The organism is Pseudoroseicyclus tamaricis (assembly GCF_012070395.1).
In the GTDB taxonomy this organism is placed as follows: Bacteria; Pseudomonadota; Alphaproteobacteria; order Rhodobacterales; family Rhodobacteraceae; genus Pseudoroseicyclus_A; species Pseudoroseicyclus_A tamaricis.
The window spans coordinates 614,408-631,563 of record NZ_JAAFYS010000001.1; the positions used below are offsets into that span (position 1 = coordinate 614,408).

The following is a 17,156-nucleotide window of genomic DNA, read 5'->3' on the forward strand; positions in this document are numbered from 1 at the left end:
CTGAGGCGCGGATGCCCTCTGGCGGGCGGCGGGCGGGGCGGGTAATCTCGTCCCCATGTCCGCCCCCGCCCTCTCCGCCGATCAGGCCCACGCCTGGGACGCGCTCTCCGAGGCGCTGGAGAGCGCCGGTATCGACCTTTCGGACGGCTCCGTCCGCCCCCGGCCCGAAGGCACCACGCAGGTGCTCGCCATCACCGGCAAGGCCGGCTCCGGCAAGACGCTGCTGCTGGCCGAGCTGACGAAGGCGCTGCGCGAGGCCGGGGTCGACCTCATCTCCGGCGATTACGAGGGCCGCAAGAAGAAGGAGCGGCGCACCCTCGCCATCCTCGCACCGACGAACAAGGCCGCCAGCGTCCTGCGCACCCGCGGCGTGCCGGCGACGACGATCCACCGGATCATCTACACGCCGGTCTACGACCCGGAGTACGAGAAGGTCGCCGAGTGGCTGGCGGGGCAGGGGGATCGGCCCACCGTCGAGGGCCTCACCGACGAGCAGCTCGATCGGGCGCGCGCCGCCTACGAGGCCTATGCCTCCATCCCCGCGGCGCTGGCGGCGGCGGGGCTGCGCGGCTCGGATTTCATCACCGGCTGGAAGCGCCGCGACGAGCCGCTCGACATCGGCTTCGTCGATGAAAGCTCGATGCTCGACAACAAGCAGTTCGAGGATCTCAAGGAGATCTTCCCCTCCCTCGTCCTCTTCGGAGACCCGGCCCAGCTCCCCCCGGTGAAGAGCGAGGGCGGCATGGTCTTCGGCCAGCTGGCGGAGGGGCAGCGGATGGAGCTCTCCCGCATCCACCGGCAGGAGGCCGACAACCCGATCCTCGATCTCGCCCACGCCCTCGCCGACCCGGAGGTCGATTTCGAGCGCTTCGAGCGGATGGTGGAGGAGGCGGCCTCACGCGACGAGCGGGTGCTGCTGGCGCCCCGCGCCGACGCGGGCCTCATGGCCCGCTCGCCCGTCCTCGTCTGGCGCAACGCCACGCGCATCAAGCTGATCGGCGCCTTCCGCAAGGCCTTCGGCGCCGCGGATGACCTGCTCACACCCGGCGAGCCGCTGATCTGCGACGGGCTGGAGCTGCCGCTCAAGCACCGCAAGCGCCGGCTGGATCTGGAGGCGCGGGGCCTCATCAAGGGCGCGCAGGTCATCTACCTCGGCCCCGGCAAGCGGCCCGGCTTCTCGCGCCTGTGGATCGTGGGGGCGGAGGAGCCGCAGGTCTCCGCCGCGTCGATCGTGAAGATCGAGAAGGACGGGGAGGAGGAGCCCTTCATCCCCTTCGCCGCCTCGATGGGCGCGGTCTTCCTGCATGGCGCGGCGGTGACCATCCACAAGGCGCAGGGGAGCCAGTGGGAGCGGGTGCAGGTCTTCGCCCCCGACCTCTGGGTCGCCGCGCGCATGGGGCGGATCGAGGCGGGCCAGCCCCTCTGGAAGCGCCTCGCCTACGTCGCCATCACCCGGGCCGAACGGCAGCTGATCTGGGTCACCCGCGCCGCCCTCGCCCGCCCGGCAGAGCCCCTGACGACAGGCGATCTGGAGGCCGCCCCCGCCCCCTTCCAGCTCGAGGCCCAGTCCGAGTAGGGCGGTGCGACCCGCGACGACGCTCGCGGGTCCGTAGGTCAGCGCACACCGTCGCCCTCTCGCCACCAGGTGCTCCACCCGCAGGCGCAGGGCGAGCGCCGGCCCGTGGGGTGGCGCTCCGGCGTTCGTGCGGCGCGCTTTATGCCCGCCAAGCCCCTCCCCGCTCCGAGCGATGCGCCAACGTCACCAGAGCGCCAGCCCGCGGGACGGGCCGGCGCTTGCCCTGCGCCTTTGGCGCGCACCGGGCAGGGGAAACAGCTCAGGCAGGGTGCCTTGCCGGAAGAAAACCCCGCCGCGCCACCACCCCGTAGGGTGGGCTTTCAACCCACCGTCGCCACCGCCGCCGCCCCGTCACCCGACCGGACGGTCACCCACCGCTTCCCGCCAATGGCGGCGGCAAAGGGAGACATAGCGGTCATTCCCGCCGATCTCGATCTGCGCGCCCTCGCGCATCACCGTGCCGTCCGCCGCCTTGCGGACGACCATCGTCGCCTTGCGCCCGCAATGGCAGATGGTGCGCACCTCGCGCATCTCGTCCGCCAGGGCGAGCAGCGTCGCCGAGCCCGGGAAGAGCTGGCCGAGGAAGTCGACCCGCAGCCCGTAGCACATCACCGGCAGGTTCAGATCGTCCACCACCCGCGCCAGCTGCCAGACCTGCGCGGGCGTGAGGAACTGCGCCTCGTCGACGAAGACGCAGGCGCGGCCGGACCGCTCCGCCGCGACGAGGGCGAAGAGGTCCGTCCCCTCGTCCCATGTCAGCGCCGGCTGGTCGATGCCGATGCGGCTGCGGATCTTCCCCTCGCCCGCGCGCGTATCGAGCTGCGCGGTGAGGAGGAGCACCTCCATCCCCTGCTCGCGATAATTGTGGGCGGCCTGCAGGAGCACGGTGCTCTTGCCGGCATTCATCGTGGAATAGTGGAAAAAGAGCTTCGCCATCGGGGCCGTTCCATGCCCCGTCCGTCGCCCGGGGGCAAGCCCGGAGGCGGCCCGCCGGCCGGCGCGCAGGTCGCCCGAAGGGGGCGCCGGAGGGCAGGCGCGCCGGCCCGGCCCCGCCAACGGGGCGGACACTCGCTAACAGGCAAAGCGCCCTCCGCGCCTTGACATGACGCGGAATGTTTTAGACGGGTTTAACAGGGCGCGGGCAGCAGACAGCCGGGGGAACGACAGGTGACGGACATCACGGCAACGCAGCGCCTGCGCTCCTATCTGAAGAAGCACACCGAGGCGCTGGTCAAGGATGTCGGCATCGAGCCGGCGGCGGAGCTGACCGGCCGCTCCAAGGCCACACTCGGCCGCTATTACTCCTCCGACCCCGAGCACGCGGGCCGCTTCATGCCCGTCGATGCCGTGGCGGCGCTGGAGGCGGCGGCGAGCTATCCCCATGTCACCTCCGCGCTGGCGGAGCTGCAGGCCATCACGCTGGAGCATGGCGAGGCGCGGCGCGCCAATGCCGGCACCATCAACGCCAATGTCGCCCTGCTCAGCCAGCGTTTCGCCGTGCTGATGGCGGAGTATCACCTGTCGCTCGACGACGGGACGATCAGCATCAACGAGGCGAAGCGGCTCCTGAAGGAGACGCTGGAGCTGCAGAAGGTGCTGGTGGAGATGAAGCTGCGGTTGGAGCACGAATCCGGCGCGTGAGCGCCGCCGGCCCGCCGGCCCCCCTGGGCTCAGATCCGCTCCACCACCACCGAGCCGACCGAGTAGCCCGCGCCGAAGGAGCAGATGAGGCCCCGCTCGCCGGGGGCGATGTCATCCGAATGCTGCGCGAAGGCGATGATCGAGCCGGCCGAGGAGGTGTTCGCGTAGTCCTGCAGGATGTTCGGCTGCTCGCCGGCCTCCGGCTCGCGCCCCAGCACCTTGCGGCCGATGTAATCGTTCATCGACTTGTTGGCCTGGTGGAGCCAGAGGCGGCGGAGCTGATCGGGCGTCGTGCCATCCTCGGCCAGATGCGCCTCGATATGGGCGGAGACGAGGGGCAGCACTTCCTTGAAGACCTTCCGGCCGTTCTGCATGAACTGCATGTCGCGCCGGTCGTCCATCTGGTCATGGGCGCGGCGCAGGAAGCCGTTGTTGTTGCGGATGTTGTTGGAGAACTGCGTCGCCGCCTTCGTGGAGCGGATGGCGAAGCCGCGCTCGGCATCGGCCTCGATGACGAGGGCCGTGCAGACATCGCCGAAGATGAAGTGGCAGTCCCGGTCGCGCCATTCGAGATGGCCGGAGGTGATCTCCGGGCTGACGATCAGGGCGGAGGTGATGGAGCCGGCGCGGATCATGTCCGCCGCGACCTGGATGGCGAAGGTGGCCGAGGAGCAGGCAACGTTCATGTCGAAGGCGAAGCCCGGGGCCCCGAGCAGCGCCTGTATCTCCACCGCCATGGCCGGGTAGGGGCGCTCCATGTTGGAGGCGGCGCAGAGGATGGCGCCGAGGTTCTCCGGCGCGAGGCCGGCCTCCTCGAGGGCGGGGCGGGCGGCCTTGAGGGCGATCTCGGCCATCAGGGAGGGCTCCTCGTCCGCCCTGCCGGGCAGCCTCGGGGCCATGCGCGTGGGGTCGAGGACGCCCGACTTCTCCATCACGTGCCGCCGCTCGATGCCGGAGGCCTGGGTGATGAAGGCGGCGGAGGACATAGGCTTCCCGGCCACCTCGCCCGCGGCGATCTCGGCCGCGTGGGCCTCGTTGAAGGCTGTGGCATAGGCGTTGAAGGAGGCGACCAGCTCGTCGTTGGTGATCACGTCCTCGGGCGTGAAGACGCCCTTGCCGGTGATGACGGGGGTGGGCATGGCTCCTCCTCTTCTTGCGGCAAGCCTGCGCGGGCGGGGTGAGCTTGTAAAGCCGGGCGCGGGTGGAGGGGGCAGGAGCGAGGGGCTGTCTGCCCCTCGCGCTCCCCGAGAGGTATTTGAAAAAGGGCGAGGGGAAGAGGGCGTTACCCCTGCAAGCTCCGCACTTCCACCTCGCCCTCGCCCCGCGCCTTGATGGCCAGCGCCGCGGCGTGGGCGCCGGCGGCCGTCGTGTAGTAGGGGATCTTGTCGTAGAGGGCGACGGAGCGGATCTCGCGGCTGTCTTCCACCGCCTGGGCGCCCTCGGTAGTGTTGAAGACCAGCGCCACGTGGCCGTCCTTCAGGCGGTCGACGATGGTCAGCCCGCCCTCGTAGACCTTGTTCACCTGCTCGGCCGGCACGCCCGCCTCAGTCAGCCACGCCGCCGTGCCGCGGGTGGCGAGGAGGGTGAAGCCGAGGCCGGTGAGGATGCGGGCGGCCTCCAGCATGTCGGCCGTCTTGTCCTCGCCCCGGATGGAGATGAAGACGCAGCCCTCGGAGGGCAGCTCGACGCCGGCACCCATCTGCGCCTTGAGGAAGGCGCGCGGGAAGGACCGGTCCCACCCCATGACCTCGCCCGTCGAGCGCATCTCGGGGCCGAGGATCGTGTCCACCCCCGGGAAGCGGGCGAAGGGCATGACGGCCTCCTTGACGGAGAACCACGGCATCGCCGGGTCGACCAGCGTCAGCGGGTCGCCCATCGGCAGGGGCGTGTCGTAGTCGACATCCTTGTAGGGCTCGCGCAGCGGGAAGGCGGAGAGCTTCTCGCCGGCCATCAGCCGGGCGGCGATGGAAGCGATGGCGCTGTCCGTGGCCTTGGCGACGAAGGGCACGGTGCGGGAGGCGCGGGGGTTCACCTCGATGAGGTAGACTTCCTGCTCGCCCGCCGCATTGGCCTTCACCGCGAACTGCACGTTCATCAGCCCGACGACCTTCAGGGCCCGGGCCAGCGCCACCGTCTGCTCGCGGATCACCGCGAGGACGTCATCGCCCAGCGTATGCGGCGGCAGGCAGCAGGCGCTGTCGCCCGAATGGACGCCGGCCTCCTCGATATGCTGCATGATCCCGGCGACATGGACATTCTCGCCGTCGCAGAGGGCATCGACGTCCAGCTCCGTCGCGCCGGAGAGGTAGCTGTCGAGCAGCACCGGGCTCTTGCCGGAGACGACGACGGCCTCGGAGATGTAGCGCTCGAGGCTGGCCTGATCGCGCACGATCTCCATCGCGCGGCCGCCGAGGACGTAGGAGGGGCGGATGACCAGCGGGAAGCCGATCTTCGCGGCGATCTCGAAGGCCTCCGCGTCCGAATGGGCGATGCCGTTGACGGGCTGCTTGAGGCCGAGGCGGTTGACCAGATCCTGGAAGCGCTCGCGATCCTCCGCAAGGTCGATGGCGTCGGGCGTGGTGCCGAGGATGGGGATGCCGGCCTCTTCCAGCGCATTCGCCAGCTTCAGCGGCGTCTGGCCGCCGAACTGGACGATGACGCCCTTGAGCGTGCCGTTCTCCTGCTCGACGCGCAGGATCTCCATCACGTGCTCGTAGGTCAGCGGCTCGAAGTAGAGACGGTCGGAGGTGTCGTAGTCGGTCGAGACCGTCTCGGGGTTGCAGTTGACCATGATGGTCTCGTAGCCGGCGTCGCTGAGCGCGAAGCAGGCGTGACAGCAGCAATAGTCGAACTCGATGCCCTGGCCGATGCGGTTGGGGCCGCCGCCGAGGATGACGATCTTCTCGCGGTTGGTCGGGCGCGACTCGTCCTCCACCTCGCCCATCACCGGGGCCTCGTAGGTGGAGTACATGTAGGGCGTCTGTGCCTCGAACTCGGCGGCGCAGGTGTCGATCCTCTTGAAGACGGCGGTGACGCCGAGGCGCTCGCGGGCGCGGCGGACCTGGCCCTCCTCGCGGCCGGTGAGCGCGGCGAGGCGGGCATCGGTGAAGCCCATCATCTTGAGCCGGCGCAGGCCCTCCGTGTTCATCGGCAGGCCGCCGCGCTTCACGTCGGCCTCGGCCTCGATGATCTCGCGGATGCGGGCGAGGAACCACGGATCGAAGCGGGTGACGCCCTCGATGTCGATATCGGAGAGGCCGTGGCGCATCGCCTGCGCGATGATGCGGATGCGGTCGGGCGTGGCGTGGGAGAGCGCCTTGATGACGGAGGCCTTCTGCGTCTCGTCCAGTGGCGCGCTCTCGCCGGCGCCGGCGGGGACGCCGGGGATGGCGATCTCGTCGAAGCCGGAGAGGCCCGTCTCCATCGAGGCGAGGGCCTTCTGCACGCTCTCATGGAAGGTGCGGCCGATGGCCATCGCCTCGCCGACCGACTTCATCGCCGTCGTCAGCTCGGGCTTGGCGCCGGGGAACTTCTCAAAGGCGAAGCGGGGGATCTTGGTGACGACGTAGTCGATCGTCGGCTCGAAGCTCGCCGGCGTCACCTTGGTGATGTCGTTGTCGAGCTCGTCCAGCGTGTAGCCGACGGCAAGCTTGGCGGCGATCTTGGCGATGGGGAAGCCCGTGGCCTTGGAGGCCAGCGCCGAGGAGCGCGACACCCGCGGGTTCATCTCGATGACGACCATGCGGCCGTCTTCGGGATTGATGGCCCATTGCACGTTCGAGCCGCCGGTCTCGACGCCAATCTCGCGGAGGACGGCGATGCTGCCGTTCCGCATGATCTGGTATTCCTTGTCCGTCAGCGTCAGCGCCGGAGCGACGGTGATGCTGTCGCCCGTATGCACGCCCATCGGATCGACGTTCTCGATCGAGCAGACGATGATCGCGTTGTCCGCCTTGTCGCGGACGACCTCCATCTCGAATTCCTTCCAGCCGAGGAGGGATTCGTCGATGAGGATCTGCCCGGCGGGAGAGGCATCGAGGCCCGAGCGGCAGTAATGCTCGTACTCGGCCCGGTTGTAGGCGACGCCGCCGCCGGTGCCGCCGAGCGTGTAGGCGGGGCGGATGATGGCGGGCAGGCCGATATGCTCCAGCGCCTCCATGGCGGTGGCGAGGCCGGCCTTGATGTCCTTCTTGCCGGTCGCGCCCTTGGGGGCGGTGACGATGGTGGCCTTGGGGTTCTCCAGCCCGATCCGGTCCATCGCCTCGCGGAAGAGGCCGCGATCCTCGGCCATCTCGATGGCGGCGCGGTTGGCGCCGATCAGCTCGACGCCGTATTCCTCCAGCACGCCCATGTCGGCGAGGGAGAGCGCGGTATTGAGGCCGGTCTGCCCGCCCATGGTGGGCAGGATGGCATCGGGCCGCTCCTTGGCGATGATGCGGGCGACGACATCGGGCGTGATCGGCTCGATATAGGTGGCGTCGGCCAGCCCCGGGTCCGTCATGATGGTGGCCGGATTGGAGTTGACGAGGATGACGCGGTAGCCTTCCTCGCGCAGGGCCTTGCAGGCCTGGGCGCCGGAGTAATCGAACTCGCAGGCCTGGCCGATGACGATGGGCCCCGCGCCGATGATCATGATCGAGCGGATATCCGTGCGTTTCGGCATGTGAGAAGACCCCCGGGGCAGCGGCGCGGGCGGCCGGTTGCCACCCCGCAAATCGCAGGCGTCATAGGGGGCGGGCGAGAGGGGTTCAACCCCTCGCGGGCGGGGCGGGGTGGGGAGGAGGCTCCTTGCGCCGTCGGTTCGCGTGTTCCGAGGGTGCCGCTGGGTCCCCCGCGCGGAATCAAGCCGCAGGCGCCGCGCGAGCGCCGGCCCGTCCCGGCGGGCTGGCGCTCTGGTGGGGCGGGGTGCTCAGCGGGCCGTGGGGAGGGGCTTGGCGGGCATGAAGCGCGCAGCGGAGCCGTTGCAGCGCCACCCCACGGGCCGGCGTGAGAGGGCAACGCTCATGGCGGGCCGGGGATGGTGGGTTGAAAACCCACCCTACGGGCTCGCTCGGGGCGAGCGCTCTGGGAGACCCGGCCGCCGCTTTTTCCCCCGCGCGGAATCAAGCCGCAGGCGCCGCGCGAGCGCCGGCCCGTCCCCGCGGGCTGGCGCTCTGGCTGAGCTTGGTGCTGAGCTCCGGGCGGGGAGGGGCGTGGCTGGCATAAAGCGCGCCGCTCAGCTGTTGCAGCGCCACCCCACGGGCCGGCGTGCAAGCGCGGCGCTTGTGGCGGGCCGAGGAAGGGGGGGAAGACCCACCCTGCGCCGCCCGTAGGGTGGGTTTTCAACCCACCGATGCGCCTCAGCGCCGGCCCGACATGCCTCCGCCGGAAGGACAGAAGGTCATGATCCCGCGCCGCCGGCAGCCTCGGTGGTCATGCCCCCCACCGGCAGGCCCCACCCTCCCTCAATTCCGGTACAGATAATCCCGCGTCACCGGCACCGCCGTGTTCGACCGGGCCAGCTGGAACTGGAAGTTCACCAGCGTCCCCAGCCGGAAGCCTTCCTCCGCGCTCGCCAGATAGAAGCGCCACATCCGCACGAAGCGGTCGTCGTGCAGCTTCTCCGCCTCGTCGACGTGCGACATGAACCGCTCGTGCCAGTGGCGCAGCGTCTTGGCGTAATGCGTCCTCCAGACCTCCACGTCGGCGGTCACCAGGTGCGCCTTCTCGATCTGCGCCATCGTCTCCGACATCGACGGGATGTAGCCGCCGGGGAAGATGTACTTGCGCGTCCAGGTCGAGGTGGCGCGCGGCGCATCCGTCGAGCCGATGGTGTGGATGAGCGCCACGCCCTCCTCCGTCAGCAGGTCGCGCACCTTGTCGAAATACTCGCGGTAGTGCCGGCGCCCCACGTGCTCGAACATCCCGACGGAGACGATGCGGTCGAACTGCTCCGTCACGTCGCGGTAATCCATCAGCCTCAGGTCGATCTTGTCCTCCAGCCCGGCGTCCTTCACCCGCTGGCGCCCGATCTTCAGCTGCTCCTCCGAGAGCGTCACGCCGACGACCTGCGCTCCGTAATCCTTGGCCAGCGTCAGCGCCATGCCGCCCCAGCCGCAGCCGATGTCGAGCACGCGCATCCCCGGCTCGAGGCAGAGCTTGCCGATGATGTGCCGCTTCTTGGCGACCTGCGCCTCTTCGAGGCTCAGCTCATCGTCGGGGAAGTAGGCGCAGGAATACTGCCGGTCCTCGTCGAGGAAGAGGTCGTAGAGCCGCCCGTCGAGATCGTAGTGATGCGCGACGTTCTGTCGGGAGCGGATGAGCGGGTTGCCGGCGATGAACCGCTGGATCGGCGCCGCGATACTGTCGAGCAGCCGCATCAGGAAGGGGGTGGCCTCCACCGCCCGGTTCATCAGGGCCAGCCGGATCAGGGGGCGTGGATCGTCCTGGGGGAAGATGACGCGCCCGTCGGTGTAGCCCTCGCCGATGCCCATGTCCGGTGTCAGGATGACCTTCCTGAGCAGGGCCTCGTCCGCCAGATGCACATGAACGGGCTCGGCGCCGGGCTCTCCATATCGTCTGGCGGGCCCGTCCGCCACGGTGACCTCCAACGCCCCGCGCTGGACGAAGCGGCGCATGGCCGCGTCGAATATCTTGTCCCACATTTCTCTTACCCTCACCCACCGAGGGGGCACGACGACATGCCCGGCAACGGTGAACAAAGGCGCTTGCTTGACTTCACCGCCCGAGCGCGCTGTATCGGCGCGAAAATGAACTTAACCCGGCCGTGAAGGAACACAATATGCACCGTTACCGGACCCACCGATGCGACGCGCTTCGCCTGTCGGATGCCGGCAATGACGTGCGCCTGGCCGGATGGGTGCACCGCATCCGCGACCATGGCGGCGTTCTCTTCATCGACCTGCGGGATCACTACGGCATCACTCAGGTGCTCTGCGACAGCGATTCCCCTGTTTTCAAAGAGGTTGAGCGCCTGCGGGCCGAGGCCTGCATCCGTATCGACGGCACCGTGAAGGCCCGCGACGAGGCGCTGAAGAACCCCAAGCTGCCGACCGGCGAGATCGAGGTCTACGTCCGCGATATGGAGGTTCTGGGCCCGGTTCGCGGCGAATTGCCGCTGCAGGTCTTCGGCGATCAGGAATACCCGGAAGAGACGCGCCTGCGCTATCGCTACCTCGACCTGCGCCGCCAGGCGATGCAGGACAACATGGTCCTGCGCTCCGACGTCGTCGCCTCCATCCGCCGCCGGATGTGGGAGCAGGACTTCCGCGAGTACCAGACGCCGATCATCACCGCCTCCTCCCCCGAGGGCGCCCGCGACTTCCTCGTGCCGTCCCGTCTGCATCCGGGCAAGTTCTACGCGCTGCCGCAGGCGCCCCAGCAGTTCAAGCAGCTGCTGATGGTCTCCGGCTTCGACCGCTACTTCCAGATCGCCCCCTGCTTCCGCGACGAGGACCCGCGCGCCGACCGCTCGCCGACGGATTTCTACCAGCTCGATCTCGAGATGAGCTTCGTCGAGCAGCAGGACGTCTTCGACACGGTCGAGCCGGTGATCGCCGGCGTCTTCGAGGAGTTCGGCAAGGGCCGCACGGTCGATCGCGACTGGCCGCAGATCTCCTACGCCGACGCCGCGCTCTGGTACGGCACCGACAAGCCGGACCTGCGCAACCCGATCAAGATGCAGGACGTCTCCGAGCATTTCCGCGGCTCCGGCTTCGCCATCTTCGCCAAGCTGCTGGAGCAGCCGGGCAACGAGGTCCGCGCCATTCCGGCGCCGACCGGCGGCTCCCGCAAGTTCTGCGACCGCATGAACGCCTTCGCGCAGAAGGAAGGTCTGCCCGGGATGGGCTACATCTTCTGGCGTGAGGCGGATGGCGGCATGGAAGCCGCCGGCCCCCTCGCCAAGAACATCGGCCCCGAGCGCACCGAGGCCATCCGCGAGCAACTCGGCCTCGGCGTCGGCGATGCCGCCTTCTTCCTCGGCGGCAAGGCGGCGACCTTCGAGAAGGTCGCCGGCCGCGCCCGCACCGTCATCGGCGAGGAGCTGGGCCTGACCGACAAGGGCCGCTTCGCCTTCGCCTGGATCGTCGACTTCCCGATCTACGAGAAGGACGAGGAGACGGGCGAGATCGACTTCGAGCACAACCCCTTCTCCATGCCGCAGGGCGGGATGGAGGCGCTGGAGGGCGACCCGCTCAAGGTGAAGGGCTTCCAGTACGACCTCGCCTGCAACGGCTACGAGCTCGTCTCCGGCGCCATCCGCAACCACCGCCCGGACATCATGCTCAAGGCCTTCGAGATCGCGGGCTATGGCGAGGAGGAGGTGAAGAACCGCTTCGGCGGCCTCTACACCGCCTTCAACTACGGCGCCCCGCCCCACGGCGGCTGCGCGCTCGGCATCGACCGGACGGTGATGCTGCTGGCCGACGAGGACAACATCCGCCAGGTCATGCTCTTCCCGATGAACCAGCGGGCGGAAGACCTGATGATGGGCGCCCCTTCGGCCCCCACCAACGACCAGCTCCGCGAGCTGCGCCTGCGGGTTCTGCCGCCGGAAGAGTGACGTTTCGTGAACCTATCCGCGGGGTCCTGCGTTGAGATGGAAATCAGCCATCCAACGGAGGCCCTGATGCGCAAGATCTTCAAGTACTTCGCCATCTACAAAGTGATCCAGAAGCTCTTCCGCCGCAACCGGCGGGCCTGAGCGAAAAGGGGCGGCCCGGCCGCCCCTTTTTGATGTCGGCGCCCTTTTTCGGGCGCCGCCCATGAGCGCCGCGGCGCCCATCACGCGCGCCTGACTTGCGCGGCACGCCCGCAGCGCTCATCTCAGGGCGCATGGCGTATGACCCTCTCCTTGCAGAGATCCGCTTCGGCTTCGGCCTCTCGCCGCTGGCCCCGCCGCCATCCGGCGCGGCGGAGCTGCTGGAGGGGATCCACCGCCCCGACGTGGTGGAACATCTCGCCCCGATCCCGCCCTTCTCCGAGGCGGTGACGCTCTTTCACGACCTGCGCGATCTGCGCCGTGCCGACCGCGAGGCGCGCGGCACCTCCCGGGAGGAGGCGGTGGCCGCCCGCCTGCAGGCGACGAGCCAGGAGGCGGTGAAGCTGCGCCGCCGCAACCTCGGCGCCGCCTACATCCGCGCCAGCGAGACGCGCTCGGGCTTCCGCGAGCGGCTCGTCGCCTTCTGGGCAGATCACTTCACCGTCCGCGCCAAGAGCTTCCTCTTCCAGCATCTCGTCGCCCCTTACGTCGAGGAGGCGATCCGCCCCCGCATCGCCATGCCCTACGCCCGCCTCCTGAAGGAGGCGGTGCTGCACCCGATGATGCTCGCCTATCTCGACCAGACGCCCTCCATCGGCCCCAACTCCCGCGCGGCGGAGGAGGGCGGCGGCGGCGGGCTGAACGAGAACCTCGCCCGCGAGCTGCTGGAGCTGCACACCATCGGCGCCGGCGGCCCCTACAGCCAGATGGACGTCCGCGAGCTGGCGGAGTTGCTGACCGGCGTCGTCTGGTACCAGGACGAGCCGGGCCGCTCCTACCGCCCCCGCCGGGCCGAGCCAGGCGCCGAGGTGGTGCTGGGGCGCACCTTCTCGAGCGAGGCGGAGCTGCGCACGGTGATGGAGGCGCTGGAATTCCTCGCCGCCCATCCCGCCACCGCCCGCCATGTCTCCGCCAAGCTGGCCCGGTCCTTCGTGGCCGAGGTGCCGCCCGCCGATCTGGTGGACGCGATGGCCTCCACCTGGGAGGAGACGGGCGGCGACCTCGCCGCCGTCTACGCCGCCATGCTTGCCCACCCCGCCGCCTGGGGCCCGGAGCGCACGCGCATCAAGCCGCCGTTCGACTTCATCGCCTCCTCGCTCCGCGCCCTCGCCATCGGCCGGACGGAGATCACGCCCCTGCCGGAGTACCGCGTCTGGTCGAAGCTCGGCGTGCCTCTGCGCGGCATGGGCCAGCCCTGGGAATCCCCCGTCGGCCCCGATGGCTGGCCGGAGGCCGCGGCGGCCTGGGTGACGCCGCAATTCTACGCCGCCCGCATCTCCTGGGCGATGCGCACGCCCGCCGGCCTGACGGAGCTGCCGGATCCGCGCGCCTTCGCGATAACCGCACTCGGCCCCCTCGCCTCGCCGGAACTGCGCTTCGCGGCGCTGGCGGCGGAGACTCGGGGCGAGGGCATCGGCGTCATCCTCGCCAGCCCCGATTTCCAGAGGAGATGAGCATGGACCGCCGCACCTTCCTGCGTTCCTCCCTCGCGCTCGGTTGTTCCGCCGCCGCCTCCCCGCTGGCGACGCCCATGGCCTTCGCCGAGGTGCCGGGGGACCGGCGGCTGGTGGTGATCCTGCTGCGCGGCGCCATGGACGGGCTCGACGTGATCCGTCCCGTGGCCTCGCCCGAGTGGCGCGCCGCCCGCCCCTCCCTCGCCGCCGATGCCGGCGCCGGCGCCGATCTCGGCGGCGGCTTCGCCCTGCACCCGGCGCTGGGCGCGCTGGCGCCGCTCTGGCAGGCGGGGCAGATGGGGGCGGTCCACGCCGTCTCCACCCCCTACCGCGACAAGCGCTCGCATTTCGACGGGCAGGACATGCTGGAGGCCGGGCTCGGCAGCCTCGAGGAGGGGCTGCGCGACGGCTGGCTCAACCGGCTCGTCGGCCAGATCCCCGGCGCCCGCGCCGACCTCGCCTATGCCATCGGCCGCGAGCGGATGCTCATCCTCGACGGCGCCGCGCCCCATGCCTCGTGGTCGCCGGAGGTCAGCCTCCTCCTCACACCGCAGGGCCAGCGCCTTCTGGAGCAGCTCTGTGAGCGCGATCCGCTCTTCGGCGCCGCGCTGGAAGAGGCGATGGCCGTGGCGGGCAGCCTGCCGGAGGCGGAGCTCGCCGGCCGGGCCGATCACGAGCGCCTCGCCGACTTCGCCGCCGAGCGCTTGACGGGCGCCGCGCGCATCGCCAGTTTCTCGCTGAATGGCTGGGATACCCATGCGAGGCAGGACGTGGCCCTGAAGAGCGCCCTGAGTCGGCTGGCGGAGACGGTGCTGGCCCTGCGCGGCGGGCTCGGCCCGGCGTGGGAGCGCACCGCCGTCGTCTGCCTCACCGAGTTCGGCCGCACCTTCCGCGAGAACGGCACGGGCGGGACGGATCACGGCACCGGCGGCGCCGCCCTCCTCTTCGGCGGCGCCATCCGCGGCGGCCGCGTCATCTCCGACTGGCCGGGCCTGGGGGAGGGGGACCTCTACGCCGGGCGCGACCTGCTGCCGACGCGCGACGTCCGCGCCCATCTCGGCTGGATGCTCTCCGGCCTCTTCGGCCTCTCGCGCACGGCGCTGGAGCAGGTGGTCTTCCCCGGCCTCGATCTCGGCGCCGACCCGGGCCTCCTCGCATGAGGCCCCTCGGCCCGCTGGTGGAGGGCTGGTCCCCGCCGCCCCCGCCGGACGATGCCGCGATGGAGGGCCGCCATTGCCGGCTGGAGCGGCTGCGCCCCGAGCATGGCCCTGCCCTCTGGGAGGCCTTCGCCGGCCACGACTGGCTCTGGGATTACATGCCCTCCGGCCCCTTCGAGAGCCTCGCCGCCTTCGAATCCTGGCTCGCCCCCCTGCCGGAGAGCCGCGATCCGCTCTTCTATGCCGTCCTCGTGGACGGCCGCCCCTTGGGCATGCACGCCCTCCTGCGCATCGCGCCGGAGGCGGGCAGCATCGAGCTCGGCCACATCTGCCTCTCCCCGACGCTGCAGCGCAGCCCGGCGGCGACGGAGGCGATGGTGCTGCCGATCTGCCGCGCCTTCGAGGCCGGCTACCGGCGCTTCGAGTGGAAGTGCAACGCCCTCAACGCCCCCTCCCGCAGGGCGGCGGAGCGCCTCGGCCTGTCCTTCGAGGGCATCTTCCGGCAGGCGCTGGTGGTGAAGGGCCGCAACCGCGACACCGCCTGGTTCGCCGCGGTCGATGCCGACTGGCCGGCCCTCCGCGCCGCCTACGAGACCTGGCTCTCCCCGGACAACTTCGACGCCTCAGGCCAGCAGCGCCGCCGCCTCTCCACCCTCACCGCCCCAGTCCTCGCGGCCCGCTCCCCCTGAGCCCCCGCCGCTGCCCTGCCGCGCTCCCGCCCGCCCACCCCGCTCGCCAGGGCAGCGGCCCACCCGACCGCCAGCGCGGGCAGGAGACGCATCAGCGCTCCACCGAGCCCCTGTTTCATCTGGCCGAAAATACCGCGGGGGTGTGGGGGCAGCGCCCCCACCGCACTCAAAGGCTTGCGCCGCAGGCGCTCCGCATCCTCGCCGTCAGTCCCGTCGCACCAGCACCGGCGCCGGGGCGAAGGCGGGCAGGGGGCCGATGGACATCCGCCCGTCGGTGAAGACCAGCGGCACCGTCAGCTCGCTTTCGTCGCCCTGCGCCAGCGCCCGGGCGGCGGCTCGCCATGTGCTGAGGAGGCGCTCCTCCACCAGGCCCGCATCGGCGGCGAGGTCGAGCGCGAGGGGCCAGTTGCTCACCGTCAGCTCCAGCCGCCCCTCCGGCCGCCCGTCCTCGCGGATCGTCACCGCGCCGTCGGCGGCGAGGGCCATGTCTCCCCAGACGACCTCCGCCGCGCGGATCTGCACCGCCTCCAGCTCCGGCTCGGCGCTGGCGCGGGCGGCGATGGGGCCGGAAAGACCGAGCGTCAGGTCGGCGGTGAGGGAGGCGATCTGGTCCGGCAGCCGTCCCTCCGGGTCGACCCGCGCGCTCAGGGCGGCGGGCAGGGTGACGGGCGCCGCGCGCAGGTAGACGTCGTAGGCAGCGGGCGGCGCGCCCGGCAGTTCCTCGGCGCCCGCGCCCTCGCGGAAGGCGAAAAGCAGGTCCTCCGCCCGTGCCTGCCAGCCGCCGAGGCCGGGGCCCGCGGCCAGCTCCAGCCACGCCGCCTCCAGCGTCGCGTGATCGAGCGGCACGTCCAGCGCCGCCCGCACCCCGGCGGAGGCGCGCATGCCCTCGGAGGTGATGAGCACCTCCCCCGCCGGCGTCTCCACCCGCTGCTCGGGCGCGAAGGCGGCGATCACCTCGTTGGGCCGGTAGGAGAGGGCCATCACCTGCAGGAACGGCGCGCCCCAAGCGATCCCCGCCTCCGGGTCCTCAAAGCGCGGCGCGTCCAGAATCGTGTCGAAGCGCGAGGGGAAGCCGCGCACGCGCAGCTCCTCCCACGCGACCGTCACCCCCTCCTGCGCCATTTCGGTCTGCAGCGCCTCGGCGCCGCGCACCACGCCGGTGCGCCCCACGACCCAGTAGCCGCTCCAGAGGAGCGCCAGCACCAGCACCAGCCCGGTCAGAACCCGCATCGCCCGCCTTTCGAATTGCGTCCCGCTCCCATACAAGCGCGGGCAAAGGAGGGCCAGATGAGCTTGTGGGTGTTCGGCTATGGATCGCTGCTGTGGAATCCCGGGTTCACGCCGGAGGAATCCGCCGTTGCGCGGCTCGACGGGTTCGAGCGCAGCTTCTGCATGCTCTCGATCCACCACCGCGGCACCGAGGAGGTGCCCGGCCTCGTCCTCGCCCTCGACGAGACGCCCGGCGCCCGGTGCACCGGCATGGCCCTGAAGGTCCGCCCCGAGGAGGAGCCGCGCGTGCTGGCCGAGCTGCGCGAGCGCGAGCTCGTCTCCAGCGCCTACCAGGAGCGGCACCTGCCCGTGGTGCTGGCGGACGGGCGCATCGTCACGGCCGTCACCTACGTCGTCGACCGGGCGCACCGGCAGTACTGCCGCTTCGACGAGGCGGTACAGGCGGAGATGATCGCCCGGGCCTCCGGCGGGCGCGGGCCGAACCCGGAATATCTCTTCAACACCGCCGCGCACCTGGGGGAGATCGGCCTCGCCGACCCGGCGCTGGACGCGTTGGCCGAGCGGGTGCGCGCCCTTGTTGCCACGGTGCCGGGTTCGGGCGGCGCAAACGCCGGCTAGGCTTGCCATTCCGGCCCTTTTCCCTTTGGT

At 70.6% G+C, this 17,156-nt stretch carries 13 protein-coding genes; 8 read left to right on the forward strand and 5 right to left on the reverse strand.

Annotated elements, in window-relative coordinates; translation table 11 throughout:
- Positions 1 to 55 precede the first annotated feature (55 nt).
- Positions 56 to 1,576, forward strand: a complete 1,521-nt coding sequence (locus tag GY170_RS02830; RefSeq protein ID WP_163889772.1) for an ATP-dependent DNA helicase — start codon at positions 56 to 58, stop codon at positions 1,574 to 1,576.
- A gap of 351 nt (positions 1,577 to 1,927) precedes the next feature.
- Here GY170_RS02830 and GY170_RS02835 read toward each other — a convergent pair whose 3' ends face one another.
- On the reverse strand, positions 1,928 to 2,512 hold the full coding sequence (locus GY170_RS02835) for a thymidine kinase (RefSeq protein ID WP_163889774.1): 585 nt from the start codon (positions 2,510 to 2,512) through the stop codon (positions 1,928 to 1,930).
- 231 nt (positions 2,513 to 2,743) lie between these two features.
- Here GY170_RS02835 and GY170_RS02840 point away from each other — a divergent pair, with 231 nt between their 5' ends.
- The gene (locus GY170_RS02840) at positions 2,744 to 3,217 is read left to right on the forward strand and encodes a hypothetical protein (protein ID WP_209316605.1); all 474 of its coding nucleotides are present in this window, start codon (positions 2,744 to 2,746) and stop codon (positions 3,215 to 3,217) included.
- 29 nt (positions 3,218 to 3,246) lie between these two features.
- On the opposite strand, the gene GY170_RS02845 is transcribed toward GY170_RS02840, so the two are convergent.
- The 3 genes from GY170_RS02845 to GY170_RS02855 form a co-directional block, all read right to left on the reverse strand.
- On the reverse strand, positions 3,247 to 4,356 hold the full coding sequence (locus tag GY170_RS02845) for a beta-ketoacyl-ACP synthase III (protein ID WP_163889776.1): 1,110 nt from the start codon (positions 4,354 to 4,356) through the stop codon (positions 3,247 to 3,249).
- A 143-nt stretch (positions 4,357 to 4,499) separates the two neighbouring features.
- Positions 4,500 to 7,880 carry a carbamoyl-phosphate synthase large subunit gene (carB, locus tag GY170_RS02850; RefSeq protein ID WP_163889778.1) on the reverse strand — a complete coding sequence of 1,127 codons (3,381 nt, stop codon included), beginning with the start codon at positions 7,878 to 7,880 and terminating at the stop codon, positions 4,500 to 4,502.
- Positions 7,881 to 8,661: 781 nt separating this feature from the next.
- Entirely contained in the window at positions 8,662 to 9,861 is a 1,200-nt protein-coding gene (locus GY170_RS02855) for an SAM-dependent methyltransferase (protein WP_163889780.1), read from the reverse strand.
- Positions 9,862 to 9,998: 137 nt separating this feature from the next.
- On the opposite strand from GY170_RS02855, the gene aspS reads away from it, so the two are divergent.
- The 5 genes from aspS (at position 9,999) to GY170_RS02875 (ending at position 15,278) form a co-directional block, all read left to right on the forward strand.
- Complete coding sequence (gene aspS / locus GY170_RS02860) at positions 9,999 to 11,780, forward strand: aspartate--tRNA ligase (protein WP_163889781.1); 1,782 nt, start codon at positions 9,999 to 10,001, stop codon at positions 11,778 to 11,780.
- Between the two features lie 6 nt (positions 11,781 to 11,786).
- Entirely contained in the window at positions 11,787 to 11,921 is a 135-nt protein-coding gene (locus GY170_RS18580; RefSeq protein ID WP_268895027.1) for a hypothetical protein, read from the forward strand.
- 131 nt (positions 11,922 to 12,052) lie between these two features.
- The gene (locus GY170_RS02865) at positions 12,053 to 13,432 is read left to right on the forward strand and encodes a DUF1800 domain-containing protein (protein ID WP_163889783.1); all 1,380 of its coding nucleotides are present in this window, start codon (positions 12,053 to 12,055) and stop codon (positions 13,430 to 13,432) included.
- Positions 13,433 to 13,434: 2 nt separating this feature from the next.
- Entirely contained in the window at positions 13,435 to 14,592 is a 1,158-nt protein-coding gene (locus GY170_RS02870) for a DUF1501 domain-containing protein (RefSeq protein WP_163889785.1), read from the forward strand.
- Positions 14,589 to 15,278, forward strand: a complete 690-nt coding sequence (locus GY170_RS02875) for a GNAT family N-acetyltransferase (protein ID WP_163889787.1) — start codon at positions 14,589 to 14,591, stop codon at positions 15,276 to 15,278. The genes GY170_RS02870 and GY170_RS02875 overlap by 4 nt, the downstream gene beginning before the upstream one ends.
- 204 nt (positions 15,279 to 15,482) lie before the next feature.
- Here GY170_RS02875 and GY170_RS02880 read toward each other — a convergent pair whose 3' ends face one another.
- Positions 15,483 to 16,508, reverse strand: coding sequence for a DUF2125 domain-containing protein (locus GY170_RS02880; RefSeq protein WP_163889789.1), 1,026 nt, complete (start codon positions 16,506 to 16,508; stop codon positions 15,483 to 15,485).
- Positions 16,509 to 16,565: 57 nt separating this feature from the next.
- On the opposite strand from GY170_RS02880, the gene GY170_RS02885 reads away from it, so the two are divergent.
- The gene (locus GY170_RS02885) at positions 16,566 to 17,126 is read left to right on the forward strand and encodes a gamma-glutamylcyclotransferase (protein WP_163889791.1); all 561 of its coding nucleotides are present in this window, start codon (positions 16,566 to 16,568) and stop codon (positions 17,124 to 17,126) included.
- Positions 17,127 to 17,156: the final 30 nt, after the last annotated feature.

Bases quoted from the DNA above. Each gene is read 5' to 3' on its own strand.
- GY170_RS02830 (WP_163889772.1), top strand. From the start codon at position 56: ATGTCCGCCCCCGCCCTCTCCGCCGATCAGGCCCACGCCTGGGACGCG.
- GY170_RS02835 (WP_163889774.1), bottom strand. From the start codon at position 2,512: ATGGCGAAGCTCTTTTTCCACTATTCCACGATGAATGCCGGCAAGAGC.
- GY170_RS02845 (WP_163889776.1), bottom strand. From the start codon at position 4,356: ATGCCCACCCCCGTCATCACCGGCAAGGGCGTCTTCACGCCCGAGGAC.
- carB (WP_163889778.1), bottom strand. From the start codon at position 7,880: ATGCCGAAACGCACGGATATCCGCTCGATCATGATCATCGGCGCGGGG.
- GY170_RS02855 (WP_163889780.1), bottom strand. From the start codon at position 9,861: ATGTGGGACAAGATATTCGACGCGGCCATGCGCCGCTTCGTCCAGCGC.
- aspS (WP_163889781.1), top strand. From the start codon at position 9,999: ATGCACCGTTACCGGACCCACCGATGCGACGCGCTTCGCCTGTCGGAT.
- GY170_RS02865 (WP_163889783.1), top strand. From the start codon at position 12,053: ATGGCGTATGACCCTCTCCTTGCAGAGATCCGCTTCGGCTTCGGCCTC.
- GY170_RS02870 (WP_163889785.1), top strand. From the start codon at position 13,435: ATGGACCGCCGCACCTTCCTGCGTTCCTCCCTCGCGCTCGGTTGTTCC.
- GY170_RS02875 (WP_163889787.1), top strand. From the start codon at position 14,589: ATGAGGCCCCTCGGCCCGCTGGTGGAGGGCTGGTCCCCGCCGCCCCCG.
- GY170_RS02880 (WP_163889789.1), bottom strand. From the start codon at position 16,508: ATGCGGGTTCTGACCGGGCTGGTGCTGGTGCTGGCGCTCCTCTGGAGC.
- GY170_RS02885 (WP_163889791.1), top strand. From the start codon at position 16,566: ATGAGCTTGTGGGTGTTCGGCTATGGATCGCTGCTGTGGAATCCCGGG.